General features: G+C 59.8%; 22 protein-coding genes. 20 read left to right on the top strand and 2 right to left on the bottom strand.

Annotation, left to right across the window (positions count from 1 at the left end):
• Positions 1-72 precede the first annotated feature (72 nt).
• Together J2858_RS22415 and J2858_RS22410 are read left to right on the top strand one after the other, a co-directional pair.
• Positions 73-840 carry an alpha/beta hydrolase gene (locus tag J2858_RS22415; protein ID WP_210107169.1) on the top strand — a complete coding sequence of 256 codons (768 nt, stop codon included), beginning with the start codon at positions 73-75 and terminating at the stop codon, positions 838-840.
• A 173-nt stretch (positions 841-1,013) separates the two neighbouring features.
• Positions 1,014-2,114, top strand: a complete 1,101-nt coding sequence (locus J2858_RS22410) for a helix-turn-helix domain-containing protein (protein ID WP_210107099.1) — start codon at positions 1,014-1,016, stop codon at positions 2,112-2,114.
• A 219-nt stretch (positions 2,115-2,333) separates the two neighbouring features.
• Here J2858_RS22410 and J2858_RS22405 read toward each other — a convergent pair whose 3' ends face one another.
• The gene (locus J2858_RS22405) at positions 2,334-2,606 is read right to left on the bottom strand and encodes a hypothetical protein (RefSeq protein WP_210107098.1); all 273 of its coding nucleotides are present in this window, start codon (positions 2,604-2,606) and stop codon (positions 2,334-2,336) included.
• Positions 2,607-2,704: 98 nt separating this feature from the next.
• On the bottom strand, positions 2,705-3,205 hold the full coding sequence (locus J2858_RS22400; protein WP_210107097.1) for a cupin domain-containing protein: 501 nt from the start codon (positions 3,203-3,205) through the stop codon (positions 2,705-2,707).
• Between the two features lie 272 nt (positions 3,206-3,477).
• Between J2858_RS22400 and J2858_RS22395 the strand changes: the two genes are divergently transcribed.
• The 18 genes from J2858_RS22395 (at position 3,478) to J2858_RS22310 (ending at position 26,076) form a co-directional block, all read left to right on the top strand.
• A complete protein-coding gene (locus J2858_RS22395) occupies positions 3,478-3,798 on the top strand; it encodes a hypothetical protein (protein WP_210107096.1) in 321 nt (106 codons plus the stop codon).
• Positions 3,799-4,122: 324 nt separating this feature from the next.
• A complete protein-coding gene (locus tag J2858_RS22390) occupies positions 4,123-5,049 on the top strand; it encodes a cytochrome-c peroxidase (RefSeq protein ID WP_210107095.1) in 927 nt (308 codons plus the stop codon).
• Positions 5,003-7,537 (top strand): two-component system VirA-like sensor kinase, encoded by a 2,535-nt coding sequence (locus J2858_RS22385; RefSeq protein ID WP_348635521.1) that lies wholly within the window; start codon positions 5,003-5,005, stop codon positions 7,535-7,537. Before J2858_RS22390 ends, J2858_RS22385 begins: the two co-directional genes overlap by 47 nt.
• A gap of 304 nt (positions 7,538-7,841) precedes the next feature.
• The gene (locus J2858_RS22380; protein WP_245367050.1) at positions 7,842-9,395 is read left to right on the top strand and encodes a GMC family oxidoreductase; all 1,554 of its coding nucleotides are present in this window, start codon (positions 7,842-7,844) and stop codon (positions 9,393-9,395) included.
• Positions 9,396-9,570: 175 nt separating this feature from the next.
• Positions 9,571-10,773: a cytochrome P450 gene (locus J2858_RS22375; protein WP_210107092.1), complete on the top strand. Its 1,203-nt coding sequence runs from the start codon at positions 9,571-9,573 to the stop codon at positions 10,771-10,773.
• Positions 10,774-10,932: 159 nt separating this feature from the next.
• Positions 10,933-12,147 (top strand): cytochrome P450, encoded by a 1,215-nt coding sequence (locus J2858_RS22370; protein WP_210107091.1) that lies wholly within the window; start codon positions 10,933-10,935, stop codon positions 12,145-12,147.
• A gap of 122 nt (positions 12,148-12,269) precedes the next feature.
• Positions 12,270-12,548: a hypothetical protein gene (locus J2858_RS22365; protein WP_210107090.1), complete on the top strand. Its 279-nt coding sequence runs from the start codon at positions 12,270-12,272 to the stop codon at positions 12,546-12,548.
• Positions 12,549-12,816: 268 nt separating this feature from the next.
• Positions 12,817-13,533: a winged helix-turn-helix domain-containing protein gene (locus J2858_RS22360; protein WP_210107089.1), complete on the top strand. Its 717-nt coding sequence runs from the start codon at positions 12,817-12,819 to the stop codon at positions 13,531-13,533.
• Positions 13,534-13,726: 193 nt separating this feature from the next.
• Positions 13,727-14,587: an extradiol ring-cleavage dioxygenase gene (locus tag J2858_RS22355; protein WP_210107088.1), complete on the top strand. Its 861-nt coding sequence runs from the start codon at positions 13,727-13,729 to the stop codon at positions 14,585-14,587.
• Positions 14,584-14,955 (top strand): hypothetical protein, encoded by a 372-nt coding sequence (locus J2858_RS22350; protein ID WP_210107087.1) that lies wholly within the window; start codon positions 14,584-14,586, stop codon positions 14,953-14,955. Before J2858_RS22355 ends, J2858_RS22350 begins: the two co-directional genes overlap by 4 nt.
• 684 nt (positions 14,956-15,639) lie before the next feature.
• Complete coding sequence (locus J2858_RS22345; RefSeq protein WP_210107086.1) at positions 15,640-16,629, top strand: LacI family DNA-binding transcriptional regulator; 990 nt, start codon at positions 15,640-15,642, stop codon at positions 16,627-16,629.
• Between the two features lie 109 nt (positions 16,630-16,738).
• The gene (locus tag J2858_RS22340) at positions 16,739-17,575 is read left to right on the top strand and encodes an inositol monophosphatase family protein (RefSeq protein ID WP_245367047.1); all 837 of its coding nucleotides are present in this window, start codon (positions 16,739-16,741) and stop codon (positions 17,573-17,575) included.
• A gap of 73 nt (positions 17,576-17,648) precedes the next feature.
• On the top strand, positions 17,649-19,466 hold the full coding sequence (locus J2858_RS22335) for an ABC transporter permease (protein WP_348635520.1): 1,818 nt from the start codon (positions 17,649-17,651) through the stop codon (positions 19,464-19,466).
• A gap of 34 nt (positions 19,467-19,500) precedes the next feature.
• Positions 19,501-20,727, top strand: a complete 1,227-nt coding sequence (locus J2858_RS22330) for an ABC transporter substrate-binding protein (protein WP_210107085.1) — start codon at positions 19,501-19,503, stop codon at positions 20,725-20,727.
• A gap of 59 nt (positions 20,728-20,786) precedes the next feature.
• Positions 20,787-21,914, top strand: coding sequence for an ABC transporter ATP-binding protein (locus tag J2858_RS22325; protein ID WP_210107084.1), 1,128 nt, complete (start codon positions 20,787-20,789; stop codon positions 21,912-21,914).
• 103 nt (positions 21,915-22,017) lie between these two features.
• Complete coding sequence (locus J2858_RS22320) at positions 22,018-22,635, top strand: dual specificity protein phosphatase family protein (protein WP_210107083.1); 618 nt, start codon at positions 22,018-22,020, stop codon at positions 22,633-22,635.
• Entirely contained in the window at positions 22,622-24,370 is a 1,749-nt protein-coding gene (locus J2858_RS22315; protein ID WP_210107082.1) for a metallophosphoesterase family protein, read from the top strand. The genes J2858_RS22320 and J2858_RS22315 overlap by 14 nt, the downstream gene beginning before the upstream one ends.
• A 20-nt stretch (positions 24,371-24,390) precedes the next feature.
• Positions 24,391-26,076 (top strand): Na/Pi cotransporter family protein, encoded by a 1,686-nt coding sequence (locus J2858_RS22310; protein WP_210107081.1) that lies wholly within the window; start codon positions 24,391-24,393, stop codon positions 26,074-26,076.
• The last annotated feature ends 220 nt before the right edge of the window (positions 26,077-26,296 follow it).

Genomic DNA, 26,296 nt, shown 5'->3' with positions numbered 1-26,296 from the left:
GTCCGTTGCCCGGCGCGGAGGTGGTTTCAACGCTTCACAAGCAAACTCCAAAGAAGGAACACGACAATGGAAATGACCCAGCTCACCGTCAGCCTGGCGACCGCGGCGACCCTTGCGCTCGCGATGTTTACCCCGGTTTTGGCCAACGCCGCTCCCGTGAAGAACGTCGTTCTCGTTCACGGTGCCTTTGCCGATGGAGCCGGATGGCGAGGCGTCTACGATGAACTGACGAAGCGCGGCTATCACGTCCAGATCGTCCAGAATCCGCTCACATCACTCGAAGATGATGTCGCCTCCACCACCCGCTTGCTCGACCAGCAGGACGGCCCGACCATCCTCGTCGGTCACTCCTGGGGCGGCACGGTGATCACGGAAGCTGGCGTCCATCCCAAAGTTGCGGGGCTGGTCTTTGTATCGGCCCTGTCGCCGGATGCCGGTGAAACGACGGCGCAGCAGTATGAAGGTTTTGCTCCGACGCCGGATTTCGTCATCGAGATCGGTGCCGACGGGTTCGGTTTCGTCAAGCCGGCAATGTTCAAGCAGGGTTTTGCCCATGACGTCAGCGACGAGCAGGCGGCCTTCATGCGCGACTCCCAGGTGCCGATCAACATGTCGTCCTTCGGTACAAAGTTGAAGAATGCCGCCTGGCGCAGCAAGCCGAGTTGGGCTGTGATCGCAACGGAAGACAAGGCCTTCGATCAGGCCATGCTGGTTCATATGGCAGAGCGCATGAAGGCCAAGATCACCAAGGTCTCCGGCAGCCACGCCCTGTTCATCACCCGCGCCAAGGAGATCGCAGACACGATCGACGAGGCTGCAAAAACAACTGCGGCCATGTAAACTGTCTTGGAATGGGATCGCCGAAGGCGATCCCACTTTTTTTAAGCTTGAATTTTCAGTCCTCCGGCAAGGCGGCTCCCTAGCCAGTTTTGGCGGTGAACGCAGGCGTATCTTTTCCGCTTCTTGCAAATTTTCTAAATTTTACTAGATTTCATCTCACAGACGTGAGTTGAATGATGAAAGATATTCTGACGACGGCAAAAGCCGCAGAGCTGCTTGGCGTTTCGGTGCGCACGGCGCAGCTATGGGTCGAGAGCGGGCAGCTCCCTTCCTGGAAAACGCCCGGCGGGCATCGTCGCATCCCGCGCCAGGCCGTGATGGATCTGATCGAGGATTCGACGCTGGAGCCCGTTGATCTTGCAGCCCATGCCGTCATCTTTGCCGGCAAGGGCAGGGGGGCGGAGTGGAGCCGGGCCGGGCTTCCCGGATCCGGCCTGTTGATCGACGTTGCGGAAGATTTCGACACACTGCAAAAGCTGCTTGAACCGGCGCCGCCCACTGTGCTGATCGTTGAACAGGCCGAAGACGGTGAGCGTAAGAAGCTTGCCGCGACGCTGGGCAACGATGCCCGTTACAGGCAAACCATCATTATCACGATGACTGAAAAGGGCGCGGCTTCGCCTTTCGCCCGCAGTGCAAAACGCATCCACTTGCAGATGTTGCCGGATGTATCGGCGGCAAGCGCCGCCGTGATGGACTATCTGCGCTCCAGCCTGCAGGACAAGACCGATCCTGCCGCCTTCGATCTGCCGTGGAACGAGAAGGCCCGGCTCGACGCCGTCAAGAGATCCGCCCTCATCGGCTCTGGTGCGGACGGTCGGTTTGACCGACTCGTGCGGCTGGCTGCCTATGCCTTGCGGGCGCCGATTGCGATGTTCACGCTGATCACGCAGGATCAGCAATGGTTCAAGTCGAGGGTCGGCTTCGATGGCGAGAGCACCTCACGGGACTGGGCCTTCTGCAACGAGACGCTTGTCGCAAACGACTTTACCGTCATCGAGGATCTTACCCGAAGTGAAGCCTTCAAGGAAAACCCGACTTTGAACGAACCTTTCGGGTTCCGGTTTTACGCCGGCGCCCCGGTGCGGGATCCGCTGGGTTTTGCGCTTGGCTCCATCTGCGTCATCGATGTGGTGCCGCGATCGCTCGAGCGTGAGGAGCGCGATGCGCTTGCCACGATTGCCGAAGCCATCTCGAACCTGATCCGTCTGACGATGTTTGAGGGTGGGCAGGACCGCGTGCTGCCTTCCACCATGGAGCTTGCACCGCTTTAAGGCCGCACCAATCTTGTCCCAATGCGAGCACCGGCGCTGCGCCGTGGCCGTTGCGCGGCCCTGATGCCTTGCCTCCGTTTATTCTGTAACGGAGAGCCTCCGCTTTGAAATCCTACAGCGATCCGAACACGATAGCAGGGAGATGTCACCCGTAAGCCAGAGGGTTCCATCATGACATCTATCCCCCCGCGGTTGCTGAGCGATATTCCTGTCCCCGGTTCATTCCACCAGCGCCTCTTCGGCCACCTCCTCCACATCTCGGCTATCGCTGCGGCAGTGATGTATCTCGCCTTTGGAGCCATTGCCGCCCACGCAGCCGAGATCGGCACGATGGTCGAAAAGCCCTGCCCCCTCTGCGTTTGCAAGGCTGGCATTGCCCTTGCCTGCCTCGGTGAGCGGCGACCGGCCGACTTGCCGCACTGAGTGGCGATCACGCGGCACACCTGTCGCCGATGTGAGTGCAGATGGCCTGCGCGGTTTCTCGGTGCTCACGCACATGCCCTTCGATCGGGACGGGCTGGGTAAACGGTTTCGACTTTTATCTGGAACGGCAGCAACCCAAACTGTTGCTGCCGCTCCCGCAGGGGATTTCAGGGCATTGGCCGCGCTGACAAGACGGAATAGATGTCATCGAAAGGCGGCGGCCCGACAATCGTTGAGCCATCACTTTCGGCTGATTGAGAAATCGCGGTGAGATCTTTGCCTTTCATCGAGCCGATGCGCCTGAACGTTCTCTCCATATGTCCGGGCGCGAAGACAATCAGAATCCGCACGCTCTTCTCCGAGATATTGCACCATGCGTGCGGCGTCCCCCTCTTGACGGTCGCCACATCACCGGCCGACAGGTTCAGCCTCTGATCGCCGTTGACGAGATGAAGGCTGCCTTCAAGCACGATGAAGCATTCCTCCTCATTGGCGTGGACATGCATGGGCACGCCATTCCGAGGATCGGCAATGATCTCCAGGGTCATGTAGAGGCCATCCGTTTCCACGACGGATGTCCGGATCCTGAAACGTTCGCCGGGTGTGATTTCGTGCCACTCGCTCTCGCCGCCATGGTCGCCGGGGATCTTCAATTCTACCCTATTCATTCAAGATTTCCTTTCCGCACGCCTGACACTGCGTCAGGCCAAATCTCGTTTGGAGGGTTGCTGCTGCAACGCCATTTCAAGCGCCTGCAGATGCGGTTGCAGTTGTAATGTTTCTTGCAAGAGCAGAGGTGCGAGGGGAGGGCGGCGTCGCTGCGCTGAAGCGGCCGTGTTTCAAACGCAATCGTTACGAGGTCCTTCGCAATCCGGGGGAAACGCCTCTTCGACATTCATGACCCGAACCCACTGGTGCGATGACGACGGGGAGTGATGCAATGGATTGCGAAGACGGGTTCTCCACCAAAATTTTGCGGCACGCGCATAAAAAGCCGCAGCCTGAAGGCGTTGTCGTCTGTCTCTCGGCGTTCCGGCTCCGGCAGTCCACCGGTCTTCCACTTTGCAGCGATGATGCGGTCTATGAGGACGGCTCCTTCGTCAGCGGGCAGGAGATGCCGGCGCCTGCGCGAGCCGCGCCGATAAAGGAGCCGGGTCTATGGCTGCCGGCCCTCATCGCCTTCCTATCGTGCGGCTCGATCATCGGCATCTATTGGGCGCTGCTGGCCATGATCAAGACAGTCGTCCTTTTTCCCGGATGATCTTGCCTCGCGGTTGCCAAGGATCGCGGGTCGAAATGGGCAGCATGCCGGCCATTGTGCCCCGTATCCCGACGCCTGCGAATGAAGTACATCATGAATTGATAAATATGATATTTATGATATAACGTGTAGAAATGCGATTAATCCAAGATCTGTGATCGCGTCCATTCATACCGGCAACACTCTTTCGGAGAGCGGCATTTCATGAGCAAGAGGCGATGCGCCTTCACCGCGATTTGCTATTGTCTCGGTCTTGCCGCGTCGGCTCTTGCTGTTTCGGGAAGTGTCTCTCTTGGTGGCCCCGCACCGGTTACAGGTGAGCACTTGCCTGAACACGCAGTTCAGCCGAGTGCCCTGTCGCCGCTGCCGCTGCCGGCGAGCCTCGATCCCGGCAAGGTCCTGCTTGGCGAGCGGCTTTTCCATGATCCGGTTTTATCGGGCGAAGGCAGGCTGTCCTGCAGCACCTGCCACAACCTGAAGACGGGTGGAACGGTTCGGGTGCCGAGAACCATCGGCTATAAAGGCAAGGTCCACGCCTTCAATGCCCCCACCATTTTCAATGTCGGCACCAATTATCGACTGGGATGGCGGGGACGTTTTACCTCGCTTAGGGTCCAGAACGAAGCGGTGCTGGCTGATCCGAACCTGATGGCTGCGGATTGGAGCACAGTGCTGTCCCGCCTGACGCAGGACGAGACTTATCTGTCCGCATTCCGCCAGCGATATGGAGCATTGCCCAGTCGGGACAATGTTCTGGATGCGCTGGTGACATTCCAGATGTCGCTTGCAACACCGAATGCCCCCTTCGACCGCTTCCTGACCGGTGATCAGGGCGCGCTTGCTCCTGACGCCCGGCGTGGTTTCAAACTGTTCGAGGATTACGGGTGTGTCTCCTGCCACCAGGGGGCGAATGTCGGCGGCAACATGTTCCAGATCTTCGGGGTGTTCGGCCCTCCCGACGCCAAGCTTGTGCAGCCGCCATCCGATCTCGACCGGCGGCTGTCGATGCCGGATGAGGGCGCAGATATCTTTCGCGTCCCCAGCCTGCGCAATGTCGAAGTGACCGCGCCCTATTTTCATGACGGAAGCGTTGCGACGCTTGTCGAAGCGATTGCGGTGATGGGCAGAAGCCAGCTCGGCCGTCAGCTCTCTCAGAACGATATTGCCGATCTCGAAGCCTTCCTGAAAAGTCTGACCGGGGAATATGATGGGAAACGTCTTTCGACGGTTGTCACCGAACCGGCTCGGTGAAACTCTTCCGCTTTCGATCCTGATCGTCACGGTCATCGTGGTGGCATTGGTCGCCGCGGGCAAGCATCCCGACAGATCCGTCCACGAAGCCATCATGATGAACCTGCGGGCGGTCGATGTGAACCACGCCGCCCTGCAGCGGGACGTGCTGAGGGCAAGGGCAGGGCTGTTGCCGTCCTATGACGGCCTCGTTACGTCGGTCGTCAATCTGCGCCGCGCCGTCAATGGCTTGCGGGACCTGTTCGGTGGTACTCAGTTCGGCGCCGAAGAAAAGCTGAGCAGCCTCGTCTCAGGTCTCACGCAGGATATCGATCGCGACGAGATGCTGGTGGAAGGTTTCAAGACACGCAATGCCCTGCTGCAGAACTCGCTTGGGGTCTTTGGCCAGACACTGACATCGCTCAACGAGGCCGAGGATGAAGGTGTGGCCGGGGTGCTGGCGCACATGGGTGACCTCAGCAACATGATGATGCGGTTTTCGACCAGCCACAACGGGGATCTCAAGCGCCGGATCACCGACAAGCTCGCACAGCTTGAACGGTACGGCGCGCAAGCGCCGCGGTTTGAGAATTTCGCCACGGTCATCGTGCATGCGAAGATGATCCTGGCCGTCATGCCGCGGGTCGACGCGCAAATTGCCGCCATTCAGGCGTCAGCGACGCCGATCCGGGCCGGTGAGCTGCAGACGGAATATCTGAGAATTGCAGCGGATGCTGCCTCTCTTGCCCATGTGAGCCGCATCGTCCTCGGTATCACCGCGGCCCTGCTTTTGCTCTACATCTGCATCCTGATCTATCGCCTTCGCGAACAGACGCGGCAATTGAAGCGGAGGCTGCATTACGAGCAGGTCGTGGCAGACATCAAGGCGGATCTCACCCAATCCGGGCACGAGAATTTCCCGATTTTCATGGGCAAGGCCCTGCACACCATGGCCTGCTTCTTCGGCGCCCTGGGCAGCAGCTACGTCGTTTATGATCCTGATGGCGCGGAGGTGAAAGATGCGTATGAGTTTGACGATGGGCCACGAACACGCCAGCACCTGATGGCATTTGCCCAGGATCTGGATCATGGCGGGGAGATGCCATCGATCCGCCTGCACAACAGGTCGGGCTGCTGTCCGCTGATCCGGCTCTGTCACGTGATGCAACCCGATGGCATTTCTCAAAGCCTGCTGGTCGGCGCCAGACTGCCCGACAAGGACGTCGCCGCCCTCATCTTTCTGTTCAAGCCGGGGCAGCCCCGGTTAACCCTCGACGAGAGGCAGTTGTTTCACTCCACGCTGAAGACATTCATGGAGTTTATCGATGCTGATAAAAGCCGGCAGGAAAAGCAGGGGCTTGAACATCGGCTGGAGCATGCCCAACGCCTTGAGGCTATTGGAACCCTTGCCGGTGGTATCGCGCACGAATTCAACAACGTCCTCGGGGCGATCCTCGGTTATGGCGAAATGGCGGTCCAATTGCTTCGAAAGTCATCGCCGACGCGCCATTATGTCGAGGAAATCCTGAAGAGCGGTGCACGGGCCAAGCAGATCGTCGACCAGATCCTGACCTTCAGCCGCAAGCGCGAACGGATCGTCAAGCCGTTCGATGTCGCAGATGCCGTTGCCGACATCCTCCCGCTGCTGCAGGTCACACTCGGAAACCATGTGGTCATTCATTCCACGCTGTGCAAAGAGCCGGTCGTCATCGAGGGCAATCCGGTCGAGGTGCACCAGCTGGCGATGAACCTGTGCAAAAATGCCAGCCAGGCTTCGGCACGGGGAAAAACGGTCACCATCGATGTCCATCCCGTCCAGCTGCAGCGCAGGCGGCTTCTTACGCATGGCGATATTGCACCTGGATCCTACGTGCGCCTCTCGGTCGCCGACGAAGGGCCGGGCATTGCGCCGCATGTCATGCCCCACATCTTCGAGCCGTTCTTCACCACGAATTCCCAGTCCGGCGGATCGGGCCTGGGCCTTTCGGCGGTTCACGGTATCGTCTCGTCCTTGTGCGGCGGCATCCATGTCTCAGCCACGCCGGGAGGGGGAACCACGTTCGAACTTTTCCTTCCGGCGACCGATCTCGCACCCTTGCCGATCGACAGTTTCTTCAACGAACGCGCGGTGCCGATGGGCAACGGCGAATGCATCATGATCGTCGAGAACGACAAGACCCTGCGCGATCTCTACGAGGAAAAGACAGCGGCACTTGGCTACGAGCCGATCGGTTGCCGGAGCATTGGATGCCTTGCGGAATTGCTGGGCTCGGGGATTGAAGCCGACATGGTGATCCTCAACCAGACGTGCCTTACATCCGCAGCCGAACTGACTGTCGTGGAGACGGCATACGGCTGCGGGAAAATCCTCCTTCTGACGGACCAGACGTCTGAACTGCGCGCGGGGTTCCAGCCTTTGCAGGCGCGTGTGTTGCGAACGCCATTCAGTTCAGCGGCGCTGGCGAATGCAATTTTCGACACGCTGGCACGTGTCGTGGAGAATGCCTGAGTTTTATTCCAGGTTGTCCAGTCGCTGGGCGGACAGCCGCAAGCCGACCGCGTCTGACTGAGCGCAACCCTTTCGTCCCTTAAAAACTCCTGCCCGGTGCTGCCGGATGAAGCGTCCGCCCGGGCGCTGCCGGTGCGCGCATCACAGACGCCTCACGCTCAAGTTACAAATGAAAAATGATAAATTTGATAAAAACATTGAAAAATGAAAGTTTAAACGGTAGGCAGGATTACCCGACATATTGGTCAACGAGGTGACTCCAATGCTCCCCACTGCGCAAGAACCAGAGAACTGCGAAGACGAAATGCCCTCGGTCCATGAGCCCGAGGCCTTTGATTTTATCGTGTGCGGCGCCGGATCCAGTGGCTCGGTTGTTGCTGCACGCCTTGCCGAATGCGGCGGCCCGAAGGTCCTGCTTCTGGAAGCGGGCGGCGATGATCGTGCCGACAGCGTGCGCGATCCTGCGCAGTGGCCGGTTAATCTCGGCTCGTCCCGCGATTGGGGCTTTGTCGGCCAGCCGACGCCCGGCCTTGAGGGGCGCCAGCTTCCCTTGAGCATGGGCAAGGGGCTCGGCGGCGGGTCGAGCATCAATGTCATGGTCTGGTCGAGAGGCCATAAGGCCGACTGGGATTACTTCGCCGCCGAAGCCGGTGACGACGCATGGGGTTATGAAGCCGCCCTTGGCTATTACCGCCGCATCGAAGACTGGCGCGGGGCGCCCGATCCGGTTCGTCGTGGCACTGGAGGCCCTGCCTTCGTCGCGCAACCCGAAGCCCCGCAGCCGGTTGCCCATGCCCTGCTGCGGTCTGCCGAGGCACTCGGAATTCCCGTCTACGATACCCCGAACGGCGCGATGATGGAGAGCGAGGGCGGCGCGTCGATTGCGGAGCTGCGTATCCGGGACGGCAAGCGTCAATCCGTCTACCAGTCCTATGTCGCGCCGCACTTGGCCAAGAAAAACCTGACCATCATGACCGGGGCACTGGTGTCGCACCTGCTGTTCGACGGCAAGAGAGTGGTTGGTGTCGAGGCTATCGTGAGCGGCCAGCGCCGGCGCTTCAAGGCGCATTACGAAACGATATTGTCGCTGGGCGCTGTCAACACGCCCAAGGTCCTGATGCAATCCGGTATCGGACCACGGGATCAGCTGACCGCCCATGGGATCCCGGTCGTTCAGGCGCTTCCGGGCGTCGGGCAAAATCACCAGGACCATATCGCGTTCGGATGCACCTGGGCCTATCGCAAGCCCGAGGGTGTCGGCGGTGGCGGATGCGAGGCGACGCTCTACTGGAAGAGCGATTCCCGCCTGACGCAGCCGGATCTGCTGCAGTGCCAGCTGGAATTCCCCGTTCCGTCTCCGGCGGAAACGGGATTGGAAACCCCTGACCATGGCTGGACCATGTTTGCGGGGCTGGCACAGCCGAAAAGTCGCGGCTGGCTGCGGCTCTCAGGTGCCGGCGTCAATGATCCGATGCTGATCGAACCCAATTGCTTGAGCGAGCCAGAGGACATGGCCGCGGCGATAGCTGCAGTCGAACTCTGCCTGGAACTCGGAAATGGCGCCGCCTTTCAGCCGCTGGTGACGGGCGAGACAGCGCCAGGCGCGCGTGACCGGAAAGGCCTTGTCGACTTTATCCGCCGGTCGGCGGTCACCTATTGGCACCAGTCCTGCACGGCCAAAATGGGCCGCGACAGCATGTCGGTGGTTGACCACCAGTTGAAGGTCTACGGCATCAAGGGCCTGCGCATCGCGGATGCCTCCGTCATGCCGCGGATCATGACCGGCAACATCATGGCGCCGTGCGTGGTCATCGGCGAAAGGGCGGCTGATCTCATCCGCACCCAGCACGAGCTGTAAGGCCGGCAGCTTTGAGACCATTGCGTGTCGGCGCGTGTGCGCGCCGACACGTCATTCGCTTCATTTGAGGTTTCGCTGCCTAGGGCCTTCCCGCAAGTCCCGCCCGTCGGGTGCCCGCCGTCCTGACATCCAGGCCTTGATCGATATCGCGTCTCTGAAAAGGCAGACACACATCATGCTGGACACTCTCCACACCGCTCCTGTCGTTGCGTCATCCGATCTGGAAACGGACGTTCATGGCACCTTTGCCAGATACCGCCCGGCCTATCCCTTTATTGCGCTCGATACCGGCGGCTACGTCATCCTGCGGCATGAGGATGTCAGCCGTCTTCTGCTGGACCCGAGATTGCAGTCCACGGGAACGGCCATACCCGCCCAGGCCGGAATGAGCGAGGGCGCGCTGTTCGACATCTTCGAACAGGGCATGCTCACGGCCAATGGCGATGCGCATGCCCGCCGGCGTTCGGGGCTGTCGAGAGCGCTTGCACAGCAGGTGTCGGAAGAGTTTCGACAGCATGTCCGACGCTCGGCGGCCGCCTTGATCGATGCTTATCGGGACGGCGCGAGCCTCGATCTTGCCGCCGACTATGCGGCAAAGCTGCCGATCCTTGCCCTTGCCGGCCTTCTTGGCGTTCCCGAGCCGGACGTGCCGACGTTCATGCAGAATATCCACGCCATGGACGAGTTCTTTCGGCCGCATCCGACCGAGCAGGCCGTCGCCGATGCCGAGCAGGCGGCACGTCGGCTGCGGAACTATCTCGAGGACCTCATCCAGGACGCCGAGAATAATCCGTCAGAGGGTTTCCTGTCCCGGTATATCCGGCTTTCGCGGGAGGATGACGTGACGAGACTGGAACTGCTTGTCCAGATTGTCCAGCTGATCATTGGAGGCACGGAGTCCGTGCGAACCGGGCTCGTCGCGCAAGCCGTTCACCTGCTGTCGGAGCCGGAGCAATGGCAAGCTGTCTGCGAAGACCTCACGCTGGTGCCGAATGCTGTGGCAGAGGGCCTGCGTTTCGAGCCGGGCATAGCGGGTGTCGTGCGGGTGTCCGTCGAAGACATCGAGATCGACGGTTGGGTCTTGCCGGCCGGGCAACTGGTGCTGCTGTCGTTCCTGTCCGCCCTGCGGGACGAGCGCGTTTTCGAGCGGCCTCATGCATTCGACATTTCGCGGTCCAACCTGAAACTGGCACGGCTGGCCTTCGGGGGCGGGGCACACAGATGTGTTGCCGATGCTCTGGGGCGGGCTGAACTGGAGGAGGGGCTTTCTGCGCTTGTCGAACGACTGCCAAACCTTCGGCTTGAGGGGAGGTCAGACTTTCAGGGGCACATGTTCGTGCGCAAGACGACGGAGTGCCGGGTCAGTTGGCAACCGTAAAACGAGCGATCCGCTGCACCGCTCCTGCAAACCGGTGAAAAAATCCTGCCGAAACCGCGTCTCGTCCTACAGCTGAAACCACAATGCCCGGTCCTGAAAACATTAGGCATTGCGGATGGCCGAGAACGGGACAGTCAACAAAAGAGGCCTGCGTTCCCGATGTCGCTATCGTCCCCGACCACCGCCGCCCCGCCCGTTCTAAGCTTTGCCGCTCTCAATTCGGCGCCGCACGAATTCTATAGGGAGTTGCGGCCGGCTTTTCCCTTTGTGCAACGGGAGGACGGTGCCTACCTCGTGCTGCGCGCGCACGACGTCGAAAAACTCGTGAGCGATCCCCGCACGCGGCAGATCGAAACGGAGCTTTTGAGGGCAAGGGGTATCGCGAGCGGCCCGGTCATGGAGTTGGTGTCCAATAGCCTGCTGTTTTCGAACGGTGACGCCCACCACCGTCGCCGGCGCCCGCTTTCCCGCAGCTTTGCCTTTCGGATGATGGAAGGATTGCGCCCGAATGTCCGACGTCTGGCCGAGGAACTTTTCGCGTCAAAGCGCGACGCCGGAGAGATGCGCCTGCGCGATGAGTATGCGGCCGTGATCCCTGCCGTGACCATTGCTGCGATCCTCGGCATTCCGCGCGATGATGTTCCCCTCTTTACCGCCATGGCCTACAGGGTATCGAAGATCCTCACCACCTCGTGGACGCAGGAGGACCTGCCCGATATCGAAGCGGCCACACGCGATCTCTCCTCCTATGTGGCAGGGCTGATCGATGATCGCCGCAAGCGGCCAAGGGGCGACTTTCTGTCGGACTATGTTGCAAGCGTCGATCAGGCGGCCGAGATGTCACCCGTCGAGGCTGTCATGCAGATCGTCTCGGTCGTGCTGGGTGGCTCCGATACAACGCGGGCGGCCATCGTCATCATGGTTGGACTGCTTCTGGAGCGGCAAGACGGTTTATGGCGGGCGTTGCGCTATCGACCGGCCATGGTGGCGGCTGCCGTGGCGGAAGCCTTGCGGTTCGAGCCGCCCGTCGCATCGATCCCGCGCCTGGCGATCGAAGACATCAACCTTGACGGCCATGTCATCCCAAGGGGTAGCCCGGTCCTGTTGTCGACGATGTCCGGTCTTCGAGATCCTGCCGTCTTCATCGATCCCGATCAGTTCAACCTCACGCGACCGCTGGGCAAATGGCACCCCGTTTTCGGCGGCGGAGAACACAGGTGCTTGGGTGAAGCGCTGGCACGGATCGAGATGGAGGAGGCGCTTACGGCACTCCTCCATGCGGATCTTGACCTCGATACGGGGGAAGAGCGCCTGCGTATCCACGGCCATGCAGGCATCCGCCAGGTGGACGACCTTGTTGTCCGATGGCGCTAGAGGGGCTGCACCGACGCTGTCGGCGCCAACGCCAAGCTCGCCTTAGCCTGATCAGGGGCGTCAGGCGTTTGGCGATTAGACGGGCGCTGACTCAGCTATCCCCTGGATGACGGAGTCCATGCATGCGTCGTGCACTGATTGCGGTCGGCCGCATTCCAAGCATCCTTTATCAAAAAGCAAAAGGGATCGATCATCGGCGGATCGTTCCCGCCCTTGTCGAGGCATTCGGTTCTGCGGCGGCAGCGTCCCTCTATTGCGCAACCTCTTATACTGGCCCGGAAGAACTTGCCGCGATGGACAGCGACAAAACGGAGAAGGGACTTGAATGTGGTGCCTGCGCCGAAGACCTTTCCCTGACGGAAGAGGTGCTACAATCAACACAAAAACGCAAAAATGAATAATTTGATATAAATGAATATTGTGATATACCGTAATCGCGATTATTGTGAGCCTTCTCAGAAAAGGCAAGGGCGCGATGAGCAATGCACTCAACGGGGCGGCTCGCAGATCCGGCTTCTGCATAAAAATGCGGGATAGTGAGCGGCACGATGACCGAATGATCAGGAGGCGAAGGTCCGGGAGGGAACGTCGTGCAGTCTCCTTAGGCGACGGCTCTCTGCTGCGCCTGAGGCCCCGGCTTTTATTCGACTGCCGCACAGGGGTGCAGTCGTGAAGCACGTTCTGGTAATTGACGACGATATCGCCATTCGAAGTCTGCTCATGGATTACCTTTCCCAGCATGCCTTGAGGGTCACCGGCCTCAGTGGCAGCCAGGATCTGCAGCGGGTCCTCAGCACGGACGAAGTCGATCTGCTGATCGTGGATCTCAACCTCGGGGCCGAGGACGGTCTGGATATCGTTCGAAAGCTTTCCAGCACCTCGGATTGCCCGATCATCATCATCAGCGGTGATCGGCTGGAAGAGGCCGACAAGGTCGTCGGCCTGGAACTCGGTGCTGTCGACTACATCACCAAGCCCTTTGGCACGCGTGAATTGCTGGCGCGCGTGCGCTCGTCCTTGCGCGAGCGTCCTGTCGTCCGGTCGAAAAAAGACAGGACAATCTACGAATTCAACGGCTGGCAGCTGAACATCAAGCTGCGCAGGCTGGTTCACGAGGGCGAGGAGGTAAAGCTCACCGCCGGTGAATTCAACCTGTTGACCGCATTCCTGCGGTCTCCGCGCCAGATCCTGTCACGAGAGCAACTGTTGTCTGCAAGTCGTGTCCACAATGAGGAGGTTTTTGATCGCAGCATCGACGTGCTGATCCTGCGACTGCGCCGAAAGCTTGAGGTCGACCCTTCCAAACCTGGTCTGATCAAGACGGAAAGGGGTGCGGGTTACCTCTTCGATGCCGAAGTGAAGACAATCCATCGAGCCAAGGGGTGAGACGGGTAGCAGCCGGCGACGATGGCGTGGCGCCAGCACGTTCTGCGTTTCACCGGCGCGCTGGCTGTCGGTTTAAGCCTCGAAGATCATTTCAAACGCAATCCAATCGGCCCTCTTCGACATACGCGCATAAGACGCCGGCTCTACCTCAAGGCAACAGCTATTGATCCTGCTGCGCTCTTGGAGATCCGCTTTGGCAAAACTTGTCGCGACGCTCGCGTCCACCCACCATCCATTCTACCTCAAGGCAACCACCGCCGCTTCCGAAGACCAGATACCGCAAGCTGCGGAATGGAAGCGCAAAATCGAAGCCTATCGGGAAACCCTGACGCGCGCCGAGCCGGATATCCTGGTGATGATCGGCTCAGATCATTTCCACCAGATCTTTCTGGACAACTATCCGCAGTTCCTGATCGGGAAGGCGCCGGCCTATGATGCGACCTTCTATAACGAGGAACGCGAGTTCGGTCTCCCGCGCTACAGGCTTTCAGGCGATGAGGACCTGCCGCGTTTCCTCCACCAGTCGCTGCTCGACCAGAATTTCGATTTTGCGTTTTCCAACGAGTTGAAAATCGATCATTCGATCGTCTGCCCGATCATCACTCTGCGTCCGCAAAACGATCTGCCGATCGTCCCCATCTACACCAATATTTTCGCCCCTCCGCTGCCTGCGCCGCGCCGCTTCTTCGACCTCGGCCGCGCCATCCGTCGAGCCATCGAAGCCTATCCCTCCGACAAGAAGATTGCCGCCATCGGCACCGGCCATCTCTCGCTCGAACTGGGAGGCCCGCGGCAGTTCATGGAGACGGGGCCGGATCCGGCCTTTGATAGGCAGGCCATCGAATGGCTGCGGACCGGGGATGCAGATGCCATTCTGGGCAGCGTCACCCATGCCAGCCTGGACCGCAGCGGCAACGCCACCCACGGCTTCCTGAACTTCATCCTGATGCTCGGCGTGGCCGGGCCCGAAGAGGCAGATTACGCCGATCATCTCGACCTCTTCCACACGATGGAAGCCTATTTCACCTGGTATCCCGAGGGCTTTGCGCAATGAGCAAGTACTATGTGAACAAGTTTCTGTTCTCTGTCGAGCGCGACCCTCAGCTACTTCGGCGCTACACCGAAAACCCTGACGCCTGCGTGTCCACCTGGGAACAATCGATCGGCCCCCGGCTCTTGAACAACGAGGTGGAATTTTCGACGGTGCATGGCCTGACCGATGAGGAGCGCAGAGCTCTTGTCGATCATGATTTTGTTGCGCTTTTCGAAATGGGCGCACATTTCTTCCTCAACCTGACGATCTTTATCGGCATCTACGACGAGCCCTACGCGGCCAAACAAGGTCCGCTGGCATTTCAGCGGCTGTTTGCAGAGAAACTGCAGCATTGGCGGGGCAGCGATTACCCGTCCGTCGAGACATAGGTTTTTGAAGGAGTGACCTGCCAGCCTGGGTGTCTCCAGTGGCCTTGGACAGAAAGCGCAGACCTCGCCGGCAGGTACTGTGAGGTTCCCGTGCCGGTTTATCGCGGCAACGGGCTCATTCGATCGGATTGTCTTCATACGGGCTCGCCGCATCGATGTGACAGGACAAATGTTCCAGAAATCGGCCCAGCCGACAAGATCGAGTGGCGCTCAGGTTCTACGGTTTGTCCATCCAAACAGTGAGAACCAAGCCAATGGATAAAAGCTACGACATCCTGTTGTCCCGCAGGCAGGCCATGCTCGCGGGAGCCACTCTTTCGCTGGCAATGACGGTCCCGGTCTTTGCCTCGGAAACCTCAACCGAACTCCAAACGGAAGGAATGATACCCATGACCGAGAACTTCATTACAACCAAGGACGGCGTCGAAATCTTCTACAGGGACTGGGCCCGCTCTGCTGGTCCCACGCCGGGGCACGTGACTGAACTATTCTGGAGTTATGTCTCTGCCGCAGGCATTAAGAATTCAATGGCCTGCGTGTCAGTAGAGCGTAGGGTCGTGGGTCCGTATCCGCCTAAGGGCCGCGTAGCCCGGAGGCAGGCCATTGGCATGCCCAGATTGTAAGGATCGGAAAAGTATCGTACTGCGATGAACGCCGTACACCCTCTTTTCCCATTGGATTACCATGGTCAAGGCCTTTGTCACGTCCGTCGACGTCGCTCAAAGAGCAGGCGTTTCGCGTTCTGCCGTCTCCCGGACATTCACGGAAGGCGCCAGCGTCTCGCCTGAAGTGCGCCGCAAGGTGCTTCAGGCCGCTCAGGAACTGGGCTATCGCGTCAACAGACTCGCTCAAGGCCTCAATAATTCCTCGTCCAATCTCGTTGGCGTGGTTGGGGCGAACCTTTCCTTGCCCTTCATGGCAAAGCAGTTGGATATGCTCAGCATCGGATTGCTTCGGCGCGGACTGCAATGCCTGCTTCTGAATGCTGCGGATGCACGCAGTGACATTGCACCTCTCATCGAACTGATTTTCGAGTTTCGGGCCCGGGCGATTGTCGTCCTCTCGGGCGAGCCACCGATGTCGATCGTGGATGAATGTCTTGCCAATGGCGTCAAGCTCATCGTCATCAACAGACAGCTCGCCCGGTCCGACACCGATATCATCCTCAGCGACGACATTGCCGGCGCAACGCTTGCGGCAGAACGCCTGAAGGCGGCGGGATGTCAAAAGGTCGCCGTCGTGACAAGTGGATCCGGAACGCCGACCCAGTTGCGCCGGTGCGAGGCATTTTCCGACGTCATGACCGCCGCCGGCACGGATATCGTCGTCTGGCATGATGGCCCGACAACCTATGAGACGGGACTGAAGGCGGCCCGTGAGCTCCTGTCTGACCGACAGATAGACGGTGCGTTTTGCGTGACCGATATCATGGCCATCGGCTTTCTCGATGGCGCTCGAAACGACATGGGGCGCCGCGTGCCCGAAGACCTGTCCGTCATCGGCTTTGACGACATTCCGCAGGCCTCCTGGCGAAGCTACGAACTGACGACCATCGCGCAGTCGTTCGAAGTCCTCACAGAGGCCGTTCTGGCCGCGCTCGATCATGAGCTTGGTCAGTCGGTCATCACCAATGTCCCTGTGGCCCTTATCGAACGCGGCACCGTCCGACGCTGACGACATCCACGTCCTGACCAGAGTTTTTTCAAACCAGTGCCAGATACGCGCTTGCACCGAGTGAACACGTGTGCAATGTTGCACACGTGTTCAAGGGAGAGGAATGCGCATGCCTTCAGCAATGTCCTATACAAACGATCTGGATGGTCGCGCGCAGTTGTGCCGTGATGTCATTCTCTCTGCCGGAGCCCTGGTCCTTGAGGGCTTTGAAAATGGCAGGGCGGCTGACTTTTCGATGAAGGGACCGCAGGATTACCTCACGGAAACCGACGCGGCCTCCGAAGCGCATATTCGCCAGCGCATTGCAGCAGCCTTTCCGGAAGATAGCTTCTTTGGCGAGGAGGGTGGCGGAGACATCCGCGAGCGGGTCTGGGTGGTCGATCCGATTGACGGGACTGCCAATTTTGCCCGGGGCATTCCGCATTTCTGCATTTCCATCGGCTATGTGGAGGGAAATGTCGCAAAGCTTGCGGCGATCTACAATCCGGCGCTGGACGAGCTGTATTTTTGCCGGGCCGGCGAGGGGGCAACCCGCAACGGCCAGCCGATTTCGGCCGCGCGGACGACCCGCTTCGACATGGCATCCGTTGAGCTGGGCTGGTCGACTCGCATCCCCAACACCCGATATCTTGAAGCAATGACACGGCTTCTGGATAAGGGCGCCAACGTGCGGCGGGCAGGCTCCGGTGCCATGGCGCTCGCCTATGTCGCGGATGGCCGGTCGGATGCCTATGTCGAGCTGCATATGAATTCCTGGGATTGCGTGCCGGGCCTGCTGCTGGTGGCCGAAGCGGGCGGACGCGTCTGCCCCTTCTTCGAAATCGGGTCTTTGCAGGCGGGTGCCGCAGTCCTTGCAAGCGCGCCCGCGATTGCCGATGGCGTCAGCGACGCAGTCGGCATCGTGCTGGCTGAGCCGCTAAACAGGCGTGAGAGGAACGCCGCCTAAAGGGGAAGGGTCGCGCCAAAATCGCGATCTGCGGAGTAAACGGCTTGGAGCGCCGTCGGGGAGGAGAGACAGAGTGACCTTATTTTCAGAAACAGCCAGTCGCGATAACTGGCGCTGGATGCGCCGTGCAGCGCATTTCGTCTCGGCGCCGGAGCGGCTGATTGCCTTGGGACTTGCCATCCTGCTGGGGCTCCTCGTCATCGTGCCGCTGTTCCAGCTGGTGCGGGAGACAATTACCGTCCAGCCTTATGATTCCGCCTATCTGCCAGGGCGCCAGCCGGGAGAACTGACGCTTTTCCACTATGAGCGCGTCTTTGGCAGCCGGCTTTCCTGGGCGCTGTTCTACAAGCCGTTCATGAACTCGCTGGTCACGGCGTTCGGGGCAACGATCATCTGCCTGGCGCTGGGCGCCCTTCTTGCGTGGATCGTCGTGCGCACCAATGTGCCCTATCGCGAGTTCGTCAACACGGCGGTCGTCCTGCCCTATATGCTGCCATCCTGGGTAATGGCGCTCGCCTGGGTCACCTTTTTCAAGAATGATCGGGTGGGTGGAGCGTCCGGCGTCTTTGCCTATCTCTTCGGCGTGCAGCCCCCCGACTGGATCGCCTTTGGCGGCATTCCCATCATCATCTGCCTGTCCCTGCATTATTATGTCTACGGCTTCCTGATCATTTCCGGCTCGCTTGCCACGGTGGACAGTCAGCTGGAAGAGGCAGGCGCCATTGCCGGCATGTCCCGGCTGCGGCAGTTCGTGTCGATCACCGCACCGCTCGTTCTTCCAGCCGTCGGCTCGGCCGTCGTCATGACCTTCATCCGGGTTATCGGATCCTTCGGGACGCCCGCGGTTCTCGGCATGCCCATCCGGTATTTCGTACTGCCCACGCAGATCTACGCCGCAATCGGATCGCGCAATGTCGGAGATGGCTATCTTCTGGCGCTCGTGCTGGTGCTGATGGCCATTCTCTTCATCTGGATCAACCAGCGCATGATCGGTGTGCGCAAGAGTTTCGTGACCATGTCCGGCAAGGGATTTCGCCGGCGCGAAATCGATCTCGGCCGTGCACGGTGGCTGGTCTTCGCCTTTGTCGTGGCGCTCATGTGCCTGACGGTCGTCCTGCCGCTCGGTCTGCTGGTCCTGCAGTCCCTGTCGCGCACCGCCGGGAATTACGATCTGTCCAATCTGACACTGCATTACTGGATCGGTGCGCGCGGCGGCGTCAACGCACTGTATGCGGGCGTCTTCCAGAACCCGCAGATCCTGCATGCCGCCTGGAACAGCCTTCGCCTGGCATTCTTCACAGCTCTCGCCACCGGCGTTCTCGGTTTTCTGATCGGTTACGTGGTGGTGAAGACACGCGGAAGCCTGTCGTCGCGGGCGCTGGAGCTGGCAGCCTTCCTACCTTACATCTTTCCGGCCGTGGCGTTTGGCGCCATCTATATCGGCATGTTCTCGCGACCGGTCGGGCCGATCCCGGCACTTTATGGGACATTTGCCCTGCTGGTGTTGATCGCGGCGGTCAAGAACCTGCCCTATACATCGCGCACCGGCATTGCCGCGATGCTGCAGATCGACAAGTCCCTCGAAGAATCAGCCCGCGTACAAGGTATCGGCTGGGTAGGCCGTGTGCGCCACATCGTGGCACCCCTTGCCGCCTCGGGGCTGGTATCGGGCATGCTGCTGAGCTTCATCGGCACGATGCGCGAGCTTTCGCTGATCATCCTGCTGGTCACGCCGTCGACGGCTGTGCTGGCAAGTGTGATCTACACCTATCAGACGGATGATGTTCCCCAGCTGATCGGAGCGGCAACCCTGCTGCTCGTAGCATTGGTCGTGGGCTGCAACATCCTGTTCCGGCTGGTTTTCCGCAATACGAAGATGGGGTTTGCTTGAGGAGGCGACCTTGCAACAGGGAGGAAGAGATCACATGGGAATGCTCACGAAACGGGTGGTGATTGCCGCAGTTGCATGCCTTATCGGCACCGCAGCCTATTCTGACGATGCTGCATTCGATGCCTGGCTGAAGACTGCAGAGCTTGGTGCGCACCAGCCGAAGGAAGAAAACTGGGAGGAGATCGTCAAGAAGGCCAAGGCCGAAGGCGAGGTGACCGTCTATTCCTCCTCCTCGACCGTCAATGCGCTGGCCGAGGATTTCATGAAGCTTTATCCGGAGATCAAGGTCAACGCCTATGATCTCGGCTCGGAAAAGACGATCGAGAAGGTGGTGCGCGAACAGCAGGCGGGTATCTTTGCCGTGGATGTGGTCAACACCGCCGGCACCGCCCAGATGTTCTACGACCTCCTGCCCAATCACCGCATCGTCAATTATGTGCCGCGTTACCTGGAGGCGAAGATCCCGACCGAGTTGCGCGAGCCGCTGCTGACGCAGGTGATCGAAGCCACCGTGCTCATGTACAACGCCGACACCTACAAGGACGCACCGCCGGTTACCAATGTGTGGCAGTTGACCGAACCGGCCTGGAACAAGCGTTTTGCGATGAAAAGCCCTCTCGGCTCGCTGACATCGCTTGCGCTTTTGACCTCCATCGTCGAACACGCCGATGATTTTGCCAAATCCTACGAAAAATATGCCGGAAAGCCGCTCGTCCTGTCCGATGGGATTGAAAATGCCGGCTATGAATTCTTGCATCGGCTCTTGAAGAATGACCTTGTCATCTACGATTCCGGCTCAAAGCTTGCGACGGCCTCCGGTCTCAAGGGACAGGCAAAGCCGCCGGTCACCTTTTCCAGCATGCATTACATCAACAAGAACGGCAGCGACGATTATGCCAATGCCATTCTTTACGACATCGATCCGGCCGGGGTCTTTGCCTATTCGACCTATGTGGCGATTGCCGGTCAGTCGACCCATCCCAATGCGGCGAAACTGTTCATCGCCTTCCAGATGGGGTCAAAGGATCTGACCCCCGATACCAAGCTTGAAAAGCCGTATCGAGACGGGGAAAGCCTGAAGAAGCTGCAAGGCATGGCCGCCTATTTCAAGGTCGGTACGTTCTCGCCGCGCACGGATGTACCGCTGCCGAAGGGCGGAGAGAACTGGCCGAAAGTTCGCAAGATTTTCGGATCGGCTGAATATCAGCGCGACCATGTCGCTGAAGTCAACGATTTCTGGGTGGTCGAAACCAGCAACTGAGGAAAACCGGAGCGCCGGGTTGCCGTGATGCAACCCGGAAAGCCTGGGGAGGAAACCTGATGAACGAAGTGTCCCTGAAAGGCATTACCAAATATTACGGCTCGCACCTGGCCATACCGCCACTCGATCTCGAAATTCCGAAGGGCAAGTTCGTGACGCTCCTTGGGCCATCGGGCTGCGGCAAGACCACGACGCTGCGCATCATCGCGGGACTGGAACAGCCGTCCGGCGGCGAGCTGACTCTTGCTGGCAAAACGGTTTATTCCGGACGCGACAGCAGTTTCGTGCCGCCGGAAAAGCGTGGTCTCGGCTTCATCTTCCAGAGTTATGCGCTCTGGCCGAACATGAAGGTAGGCAAGAACATCACGCTGGCGCTGCATCAGGCAAAGCGGCCGAAAGACGAGATTGCCGCGCGACTGGCCGAGGCACTGAAGAAAGTGCAACTGGAACAATATGAAGAACGCTTCCCGTCGGAGCTTTCCGGCGGCCAGCAGCAGCGTGTTGCCGTTGCCAGATTGATTGCCGCCCGCAACTCCATCCTGCTGATGGACGAGCCGCTGTCCAATCTCGATGCGGTATTGAGAACGGAAATGCGAACGGAACTGAAGCGCCTGTCTCGGGATCTTGGCGCGACCACGGTCTACGTGACGCATGACCAGGTCGAGGCGCTGACCATGTCCGATATCATCGTGGTGATGAAGGACGGCGTCATCCAGCAGATCGGCAGCCCTTACGAAATCTACCATGAACCGGCCAACCTGTTGGTGGCCGAATTCATCGGCGACCCCCGGATCAACGTCTTTGATGGCATTCTCGAGCAAAGAGGCGGCAGAAGCGTACTGAAGCTTCACGGGATTGAGGTCGTGCTCGAACAGGTCATCGCTCGTGAAGCCGGGCCTGTAACCTGCGCGATCCGGCCGGAGCATTTCAATCTGCATGAGGCTGCCCTGGACCAGGGGCTTGCCGCAGACGTCGACGTCGTCCAGCCGACCGGTTCGCAGACCATCCTCTCGCTCTCGGCCAATGGCACACCGATGACCGCGCTCATTCCGCGCTTTGTCGAAAGCTGGCCGAACCGCAAGGTTTGGCTGGAATTTGCCGCGCGCAACATGATGGTCTTCGATCCGAAGACGGGAAAATTGATAACCGCGACGACGGCAGCCAGGGCACGCTCTAACGCCGCCTGAGATCAAGACAGACAGCCGAACCGGCTGCCGGCATGATGAAGCCCACCCTTCTGAAAGGGTGGTGTTTCCGAAGGATTGGTATTTTGACAGGGAATGAACACGCATGAAAGCCCCGGTATATTCGCGACCGGCAATCAGCCTGATCACGCAAGGGCTCCAGCCGCACAATTCCGCGCTCTATATCGGCGGGCTTGAAGGCGCACGCGATCTGGATCTCTTGAAGAAGCACGGCGTTACGATCGTCGTGAACTGTGCCATCAATCTCGACATCAACTTCGTGCGCAGTCCAAGCCTTGCCGAAGACGGCGCACTGTGCGCGAGCGGTTATTCCGATATACGCTATTACAAGCTCGGCATGATCGATGGCGGCGGCAGCCCCGATACCATGATGCTCGGTGGCTACTACATCCTGCAGGGCGCCTTGAACCAGACGCTTCCCCGGCGTGAAACCTATCCGTTCAAGGACGGCGGCAATGTTCTGGTCAATTGTCGCAGCGGACGCAGCCGTTCCGTTTCGCTGGTTGGACTGTTTCTGCACAAGCAGCAGCCGCACCTGTTTCCAACGCTGGACGCGGCAATCGCGCATATCCGCGACAAGCGGGAATTGCGTGAGGACGAGTGGTTCGAAACGCCCAAGCCCATGCTCTACGAGGCGGCAAGGCGGGCGTCCGACTGGATCGATCTCGTCGAGGCCAGGAAGGCGGCCGATGCGACATCGTGATCTGCCCGCGGTCGCCGTCATTGCCGATGCTCATTACCATGATCTCGAAGGCGATTATGGTTTTGACGGTGTAGAGGTGAATGGACAGCGGCTTGCCGTGCGCAGCTGGGCTGAAACGCGTGCGTCGACGCGCGTTTTCAATGAAAGCTTTCAGGCTCTTCCAGCCGCATTGGACGAGATCGCGGGCCGCGGCATTCGCCATGTCGTGCTTCTCGGCGATTATACCGACGATGGCCAAAGACAGACGACGGATGCCGTTGGGCGTCTGCTGCAGGAGTATCGCGGGAAACACCGGCTGTCATTTTATGCGATCCCCGGAAATCACGATGTCTTCGCGGCCAATGGCAGGCATCATTCAAAGGGGTTTCTCAGTGGATCCGGCAGTTCCGTTACCGTCACCAGCGATGCGCAGGTGGCGGGCGCGAACCCGCAGGCCTGCCTCAGCGCGCGGATGTACTGCGAAGGGTACCCGCTTGGCCTGTTGCCGATGGCCGCGTTCGGTCTTTTTGCGCAAGCCGAATACCTTCATTGGGAAAGCCCATTCGGCCGCTCCGACAGCATTGAGGATCGGCAATATCTGGTTTCCTCGGCGGATGGCCGTTCGACCTTCAGTCTGATGGATGCGTCATACCTCGTCGAGCCCGCAGAGGGGCTCTGGCTTTTGATGATCGATGCCAATGTGTTCGAGCCGCGCGACGGCTATCATGATCCCTGTGACGATGAGACGTTCATCGACAGCACGGCCGCCGGATGGAACGCGGTTCTGCGTCTCAAACCCTTCCTGATAGACTGGATCAGGGATGTTCATGAACGGGCGAGAGCGCTCGGCAAGACCGTCCTGTCGTTTTCCCATTATCCGGTGATCGACCCCTTCGACGACACGACCGGATCGGAGGCGGCGCTCTTCGGCAACACCAATGTCGTGCGGCGCACGCCGGTCGGAGCGGTTGCCGATACTTTGCTGGGGACCGGTATGAGGGTTCACTTCAGCGGGCATCTCCATGTGGAAGGGACCACGCGCCGTCACCTTGACGGCTGCGAACTGGTCAACATCGCCGTTCCTTCTCTCGTTGCGTTTCCCCCGGCCTTCGAGGTCGTGCAACCCGGCAAAAGCCTGCCGGACGTGGAGACCGTGGGGCTTTCGCACCTCCCGCTCGATCCGCGCCTGATGGCGTTCTATCGTCTGGAAAGCGCGTTCAAGGGGGAGGTGCCCGATCCTGCCTTTGACACGCCCTCCTATGGCGACTTCCTCTTTGCCCATACGAGGGCACTGGTCACGCACCGGTATTTTCGAAGGGAATGGCCACCGGAAATCGTCGAATATGTTGCCATGTCCAATCTTGCCGAGATCGGCCTGCTGATGCTGGCCGGGGAGAGGCGGGAGGGCGAGGAACCCCTTTCGGCCATCTCCTGTCGCAACATGGGCCTTCTCGAAGACGAATGCGCCCGCTTCGGCCTGACCATGGAGGCATTGAGAGCAACATCGATGATGGATCTGGTGACGGACTGGTATTGTCTGCGCCAGGCGGGTCCACTGGCGCTGCCGTTCATCTCCGCCGAGCGGTTGACGATCTACCGCATGCTGACCGGTCGTCTCCTGGACCATAGCCCACCCGCTCCGCCGCAATCTCCGGGTGGGTTCCTGCATGCCTTTCTGCATTGTCTTCGGCGCTGGCTGGAAAGGGCAGGGGCTGGGCCGGATGATACGCCGCTGTCGCCAAGGGCGTCGCTGTAACCTGGACGGAAGAAAGACCGATGGCCTCGACAATCGTCATGATAAACCTGTTCGGCGCGGTTGCCTTGCTGCTGTTCGGCCTGGCGCAGGTCAAGGATGGTGTGACGCGGGCCTTCGGAGCGCGGTTGCGGGCGGGCCTTGCGAGCGGCACGCGCGGCAGCCTGCGCTCGTTTGCGTCGGGCTTCGTGGCCACGGTGGCGCTGCAGAGTTCCACAGCAACCGCGCTTATGGTGGCCTCGTTTGTCGAACGGGAACTGGTCCAGCCGCGTATGGCCCAGCTCGTTCTGCTCGGGGCCAATGTGGGAACCGCCGTCACGGCCTGGATCGTTGCAGCCGGCGTTGAATGGCTTTCGCCGCTGATCATTGTAACCGGCCTGATGCTTTATCGCGGTGCCTCGACGGGGCGAAAGGGCGCAGGATTGGCGCTGGTCGGCATCGGGCTGATGCTTCTGTCGCTACACCTGCTCAGCAGCGCGACGGAACCGATGCGGGCATCAGCGGCGCTGGCCGCCTTTATCGGCTTGCTGGACAATGCCTGGCCGGTGGCCATGATTTTTTCGGCGGTCATTGCCTTTATTTCGTCCTCCAGCCTTGCGGCCATCGTCCTGATCCTCTCCCTGGCATCGGCAGGCATCCTGTCACCCGGATTGATCATCGCCCTTGTTCTCGGGGCAAACTTTGGCGGCGCCATCCCGCCTGTCATGGCCTCTTTACGGGGAGCGGCGGCGGCCAGGCGGGTGACGCTTGGAAATCTGATCGTGCGGGCCATCGGTTGCCTGGTGGCCTTGCCGCTGGCGGGCTTTGGTGCTGATCTCCTCATGACGCTGCCGTTTGGACCGGCCAATTTGCCGGTCGATGCGCATCTGGCGTTCAACATCGGACTTGCCGTCGTCGCCTGGCCATTCTCGCGCCTGCTTGCCCGCCTGATGCAGCAACTGGTTCCCGACGATGCGCAGGAAGACACCGGGCCGAAATATCTCGACATCCACGAACTGTCGACGCCGACCGTGGCTCTCGCCAGTGCCACGCGCGAGGTTTTAGGCATAGGGGACCTCATCGAGCGCATGCTGATGCGCGCGTCCGATTCCTTCGAGCGGGACAATCTGGCCAAGCTGATGGACATCCCGCCATTGGAAGCGCGTGTGGACAGGCTTCAGCAAGAGGTGAAGGTCTATCTCTCCAAACTCGGCCGTATGGGTCTCTCCCCGGAAGACAGCCGTCGTTCCATCGATATCATCGACTACGCGATCAATCTCGAACATATCGGCGATATTATCGAAAAGGGTCTGCTGGCGCAGGTCACAAAGAAGGCGACGCTCGGCCTCAGATTCTCCGAAGACGGTCACCGCGAGCTCCGCACGCTGTTTGAGTTGACGCTTGATAATGTGCGCATCGCGCAGACCATTTTCGTCACGCGCGACTTCCGCCTAGCCCGCCGGATGATGGAAATAAAGGTCGACGTGCGCCGCATGGAAAAGGAATCCGCCGAGCGCCATATCGAACGACTGCGTGACGGACGGCTCGAAAGCCTTCAGACGAGTTCGCTGCATCTGGACATCCTGCGCGATCTCAAGCGGATCAATGCCCACATCGTCTCGGTCGCCCATCCGATCCTGGATGACAGCGGTCTTCTTATCGAAAGCCGCCTTCGCTCCGTTGCCGAGTTGGAGTTAAATCCGTCGGATCATTGTGAGCGTCAGTCGTAACACGTGCTTGAGGCTCCAGAATCAATTGATCCACCATGTGACGATAGCTTCGAAGTTTATCATAAGCTTGTCCGTATTGCGTCGCGACATCTCCCCAGTCCTTGAGACCGCAGACTATTCGCTCACTGAACCGCGCCGGGTTTGCCGGAGGCTCCAACTTCTGAGAAAGTGGAGCCGATATGAGCAAGACAACGAACAAGTTTTCACCTGAAGTCCGCGA

The organism is Neorhizobium galegae (assembly GCF_017877135.1).
GTDB classification, from domain to species: Bacteria; Pseudomonadota; Alphaproteobacteria; order Rhizobiales; family Rhizobiaceae; genus Neorhizobium; species Neorhizobium galegae_A.
The sequence above is the reverse complement of the archived record's forward strand: the minus strand, read 5'-3'. Positions and strand labels throughout refer to the sequence as shown.

Excerpts from the sequence above, each read along its gene's own strand:
- J2858_RS22320 (WP_210107083.1), top strand. The coding sequence starts at position 22,018 with ATGAAAGCCCCGGTATATTCGCGACCGGCAATCAGCCTGATCACGCAA.
- J2858_RS22310 (WP_210107081.1), top strand. The coding sequence starts at position 24,391 with ATGGCCTCGACAATCGTCATGATAAACCTGTTCGGCGCGGTTGCCTTG.
- J2858_RS22330 (WP_210107085.1), top strand. The coding sequence starts at position 19,501 with ATGGGAATGCTCACGAAACGGGTGGTGATTGCCGCAGTTGCATGCCTT.
- J2858_RS22375 (WP_210107092.1), top strand. The coding sequence starts at position 9,571 with ATGCTGGACACTCTCCACACCGCTCCTGTCGTTGCGTCATCCGATCTG.
- J2858_RS22350 (WP_210107087.1), top strand. The coding sequence starts at position 14,584 with ATGAGCAAGTACTATGTGAACAAGTTTCTGTTCTCTGTCGAGCGCGAC.
- J2858_RS22415 (WP_210107169.1), top strand. The coding sequence starts at position 73 with ATGACCCAGCTCACCGTCAGCCTGGCGACCGCGGCGACCCTTGCGCTC.
- J2858_RS22385 (WP_348635521.1), top strand. The coding sequence starts at position 5,003 with ATGATGGGAAACGTCTTTCGACGGTTGTCACCGAACCGGCTCGGTGAA.
- J2858_RS22400 (WP_210107097.1), bottom strand. The coding sequence starts at position 3,205 with ATGAATAGGGTAGAATTGAAGATCCCCGGCGACCATGGCGGCGAGAGC.
- J2858_RS22325 (WP_210107084.1), top strand. The coding sequence starts at position 20,787 with ATGAACGAAGTGTCCCTGAAAGGCATTACCAAATATTACGGCTCGCAC.
- J2858_RS22340 (WP_245367047.1), top strand. The coding sequence starts at position 16,739 with ATGCCTTCAGCAATGTCCTATACAAACGATCTGGATGGTCGCGCGCAG.
- J2858_RS22380 (WP_245367050.1), top strand. The coding sequence starts at position 7,842 with ATGCCCTCGGTCCATGAGCCCGAGGCCTTTGATTTTATCGTGTGCGGC.
- J2858_RS22365 (WP_210107090.1), top strand. The coding sequence starts at position 12,270 with ATGCGTCGTGCACTGATTGCGGTCGGCCGCATTCCAAGCATCCTTTAT.
- J2858_RS22370 (WP_210107091.1), top strand. The coding sequence starts at position 10,933 with ATGTCGCTATCGTCCCCGACCACCGCCGCCCCGCCCGTTCTAAGCTTT.
- J2858_RS22345 (WP_210107086.1), top strand. The coding sequence starts at position 15,640 with ATGGTCAAGGCCTTTGTCACGTCCGTCGACGTCGCTCAAAGAGCAGGC.
- J2858_RS22410 (WP_210107099.1), top strand. The coding sequence starts at position 1,014 with ATGATGAAAGATATTCTGACGACGGCAAAAGCCGCAGAGCTGCTTGGC.
- J2858_RS22395 (WP_210107096.1), top strand. The coding sequence starts at position 3,478 with ATGGATTGCGAAGACGGGTTCTCCACCAAAATTTTGCGGCACGCGCAT.
- J2858_RS22315 (WP_210107082.1), top strand. The coding sequence starts at position 22,622 with ATGCGACATCGTGATCTGCCCGCGGTCGCCGTCATTGCCGATGCTCAT.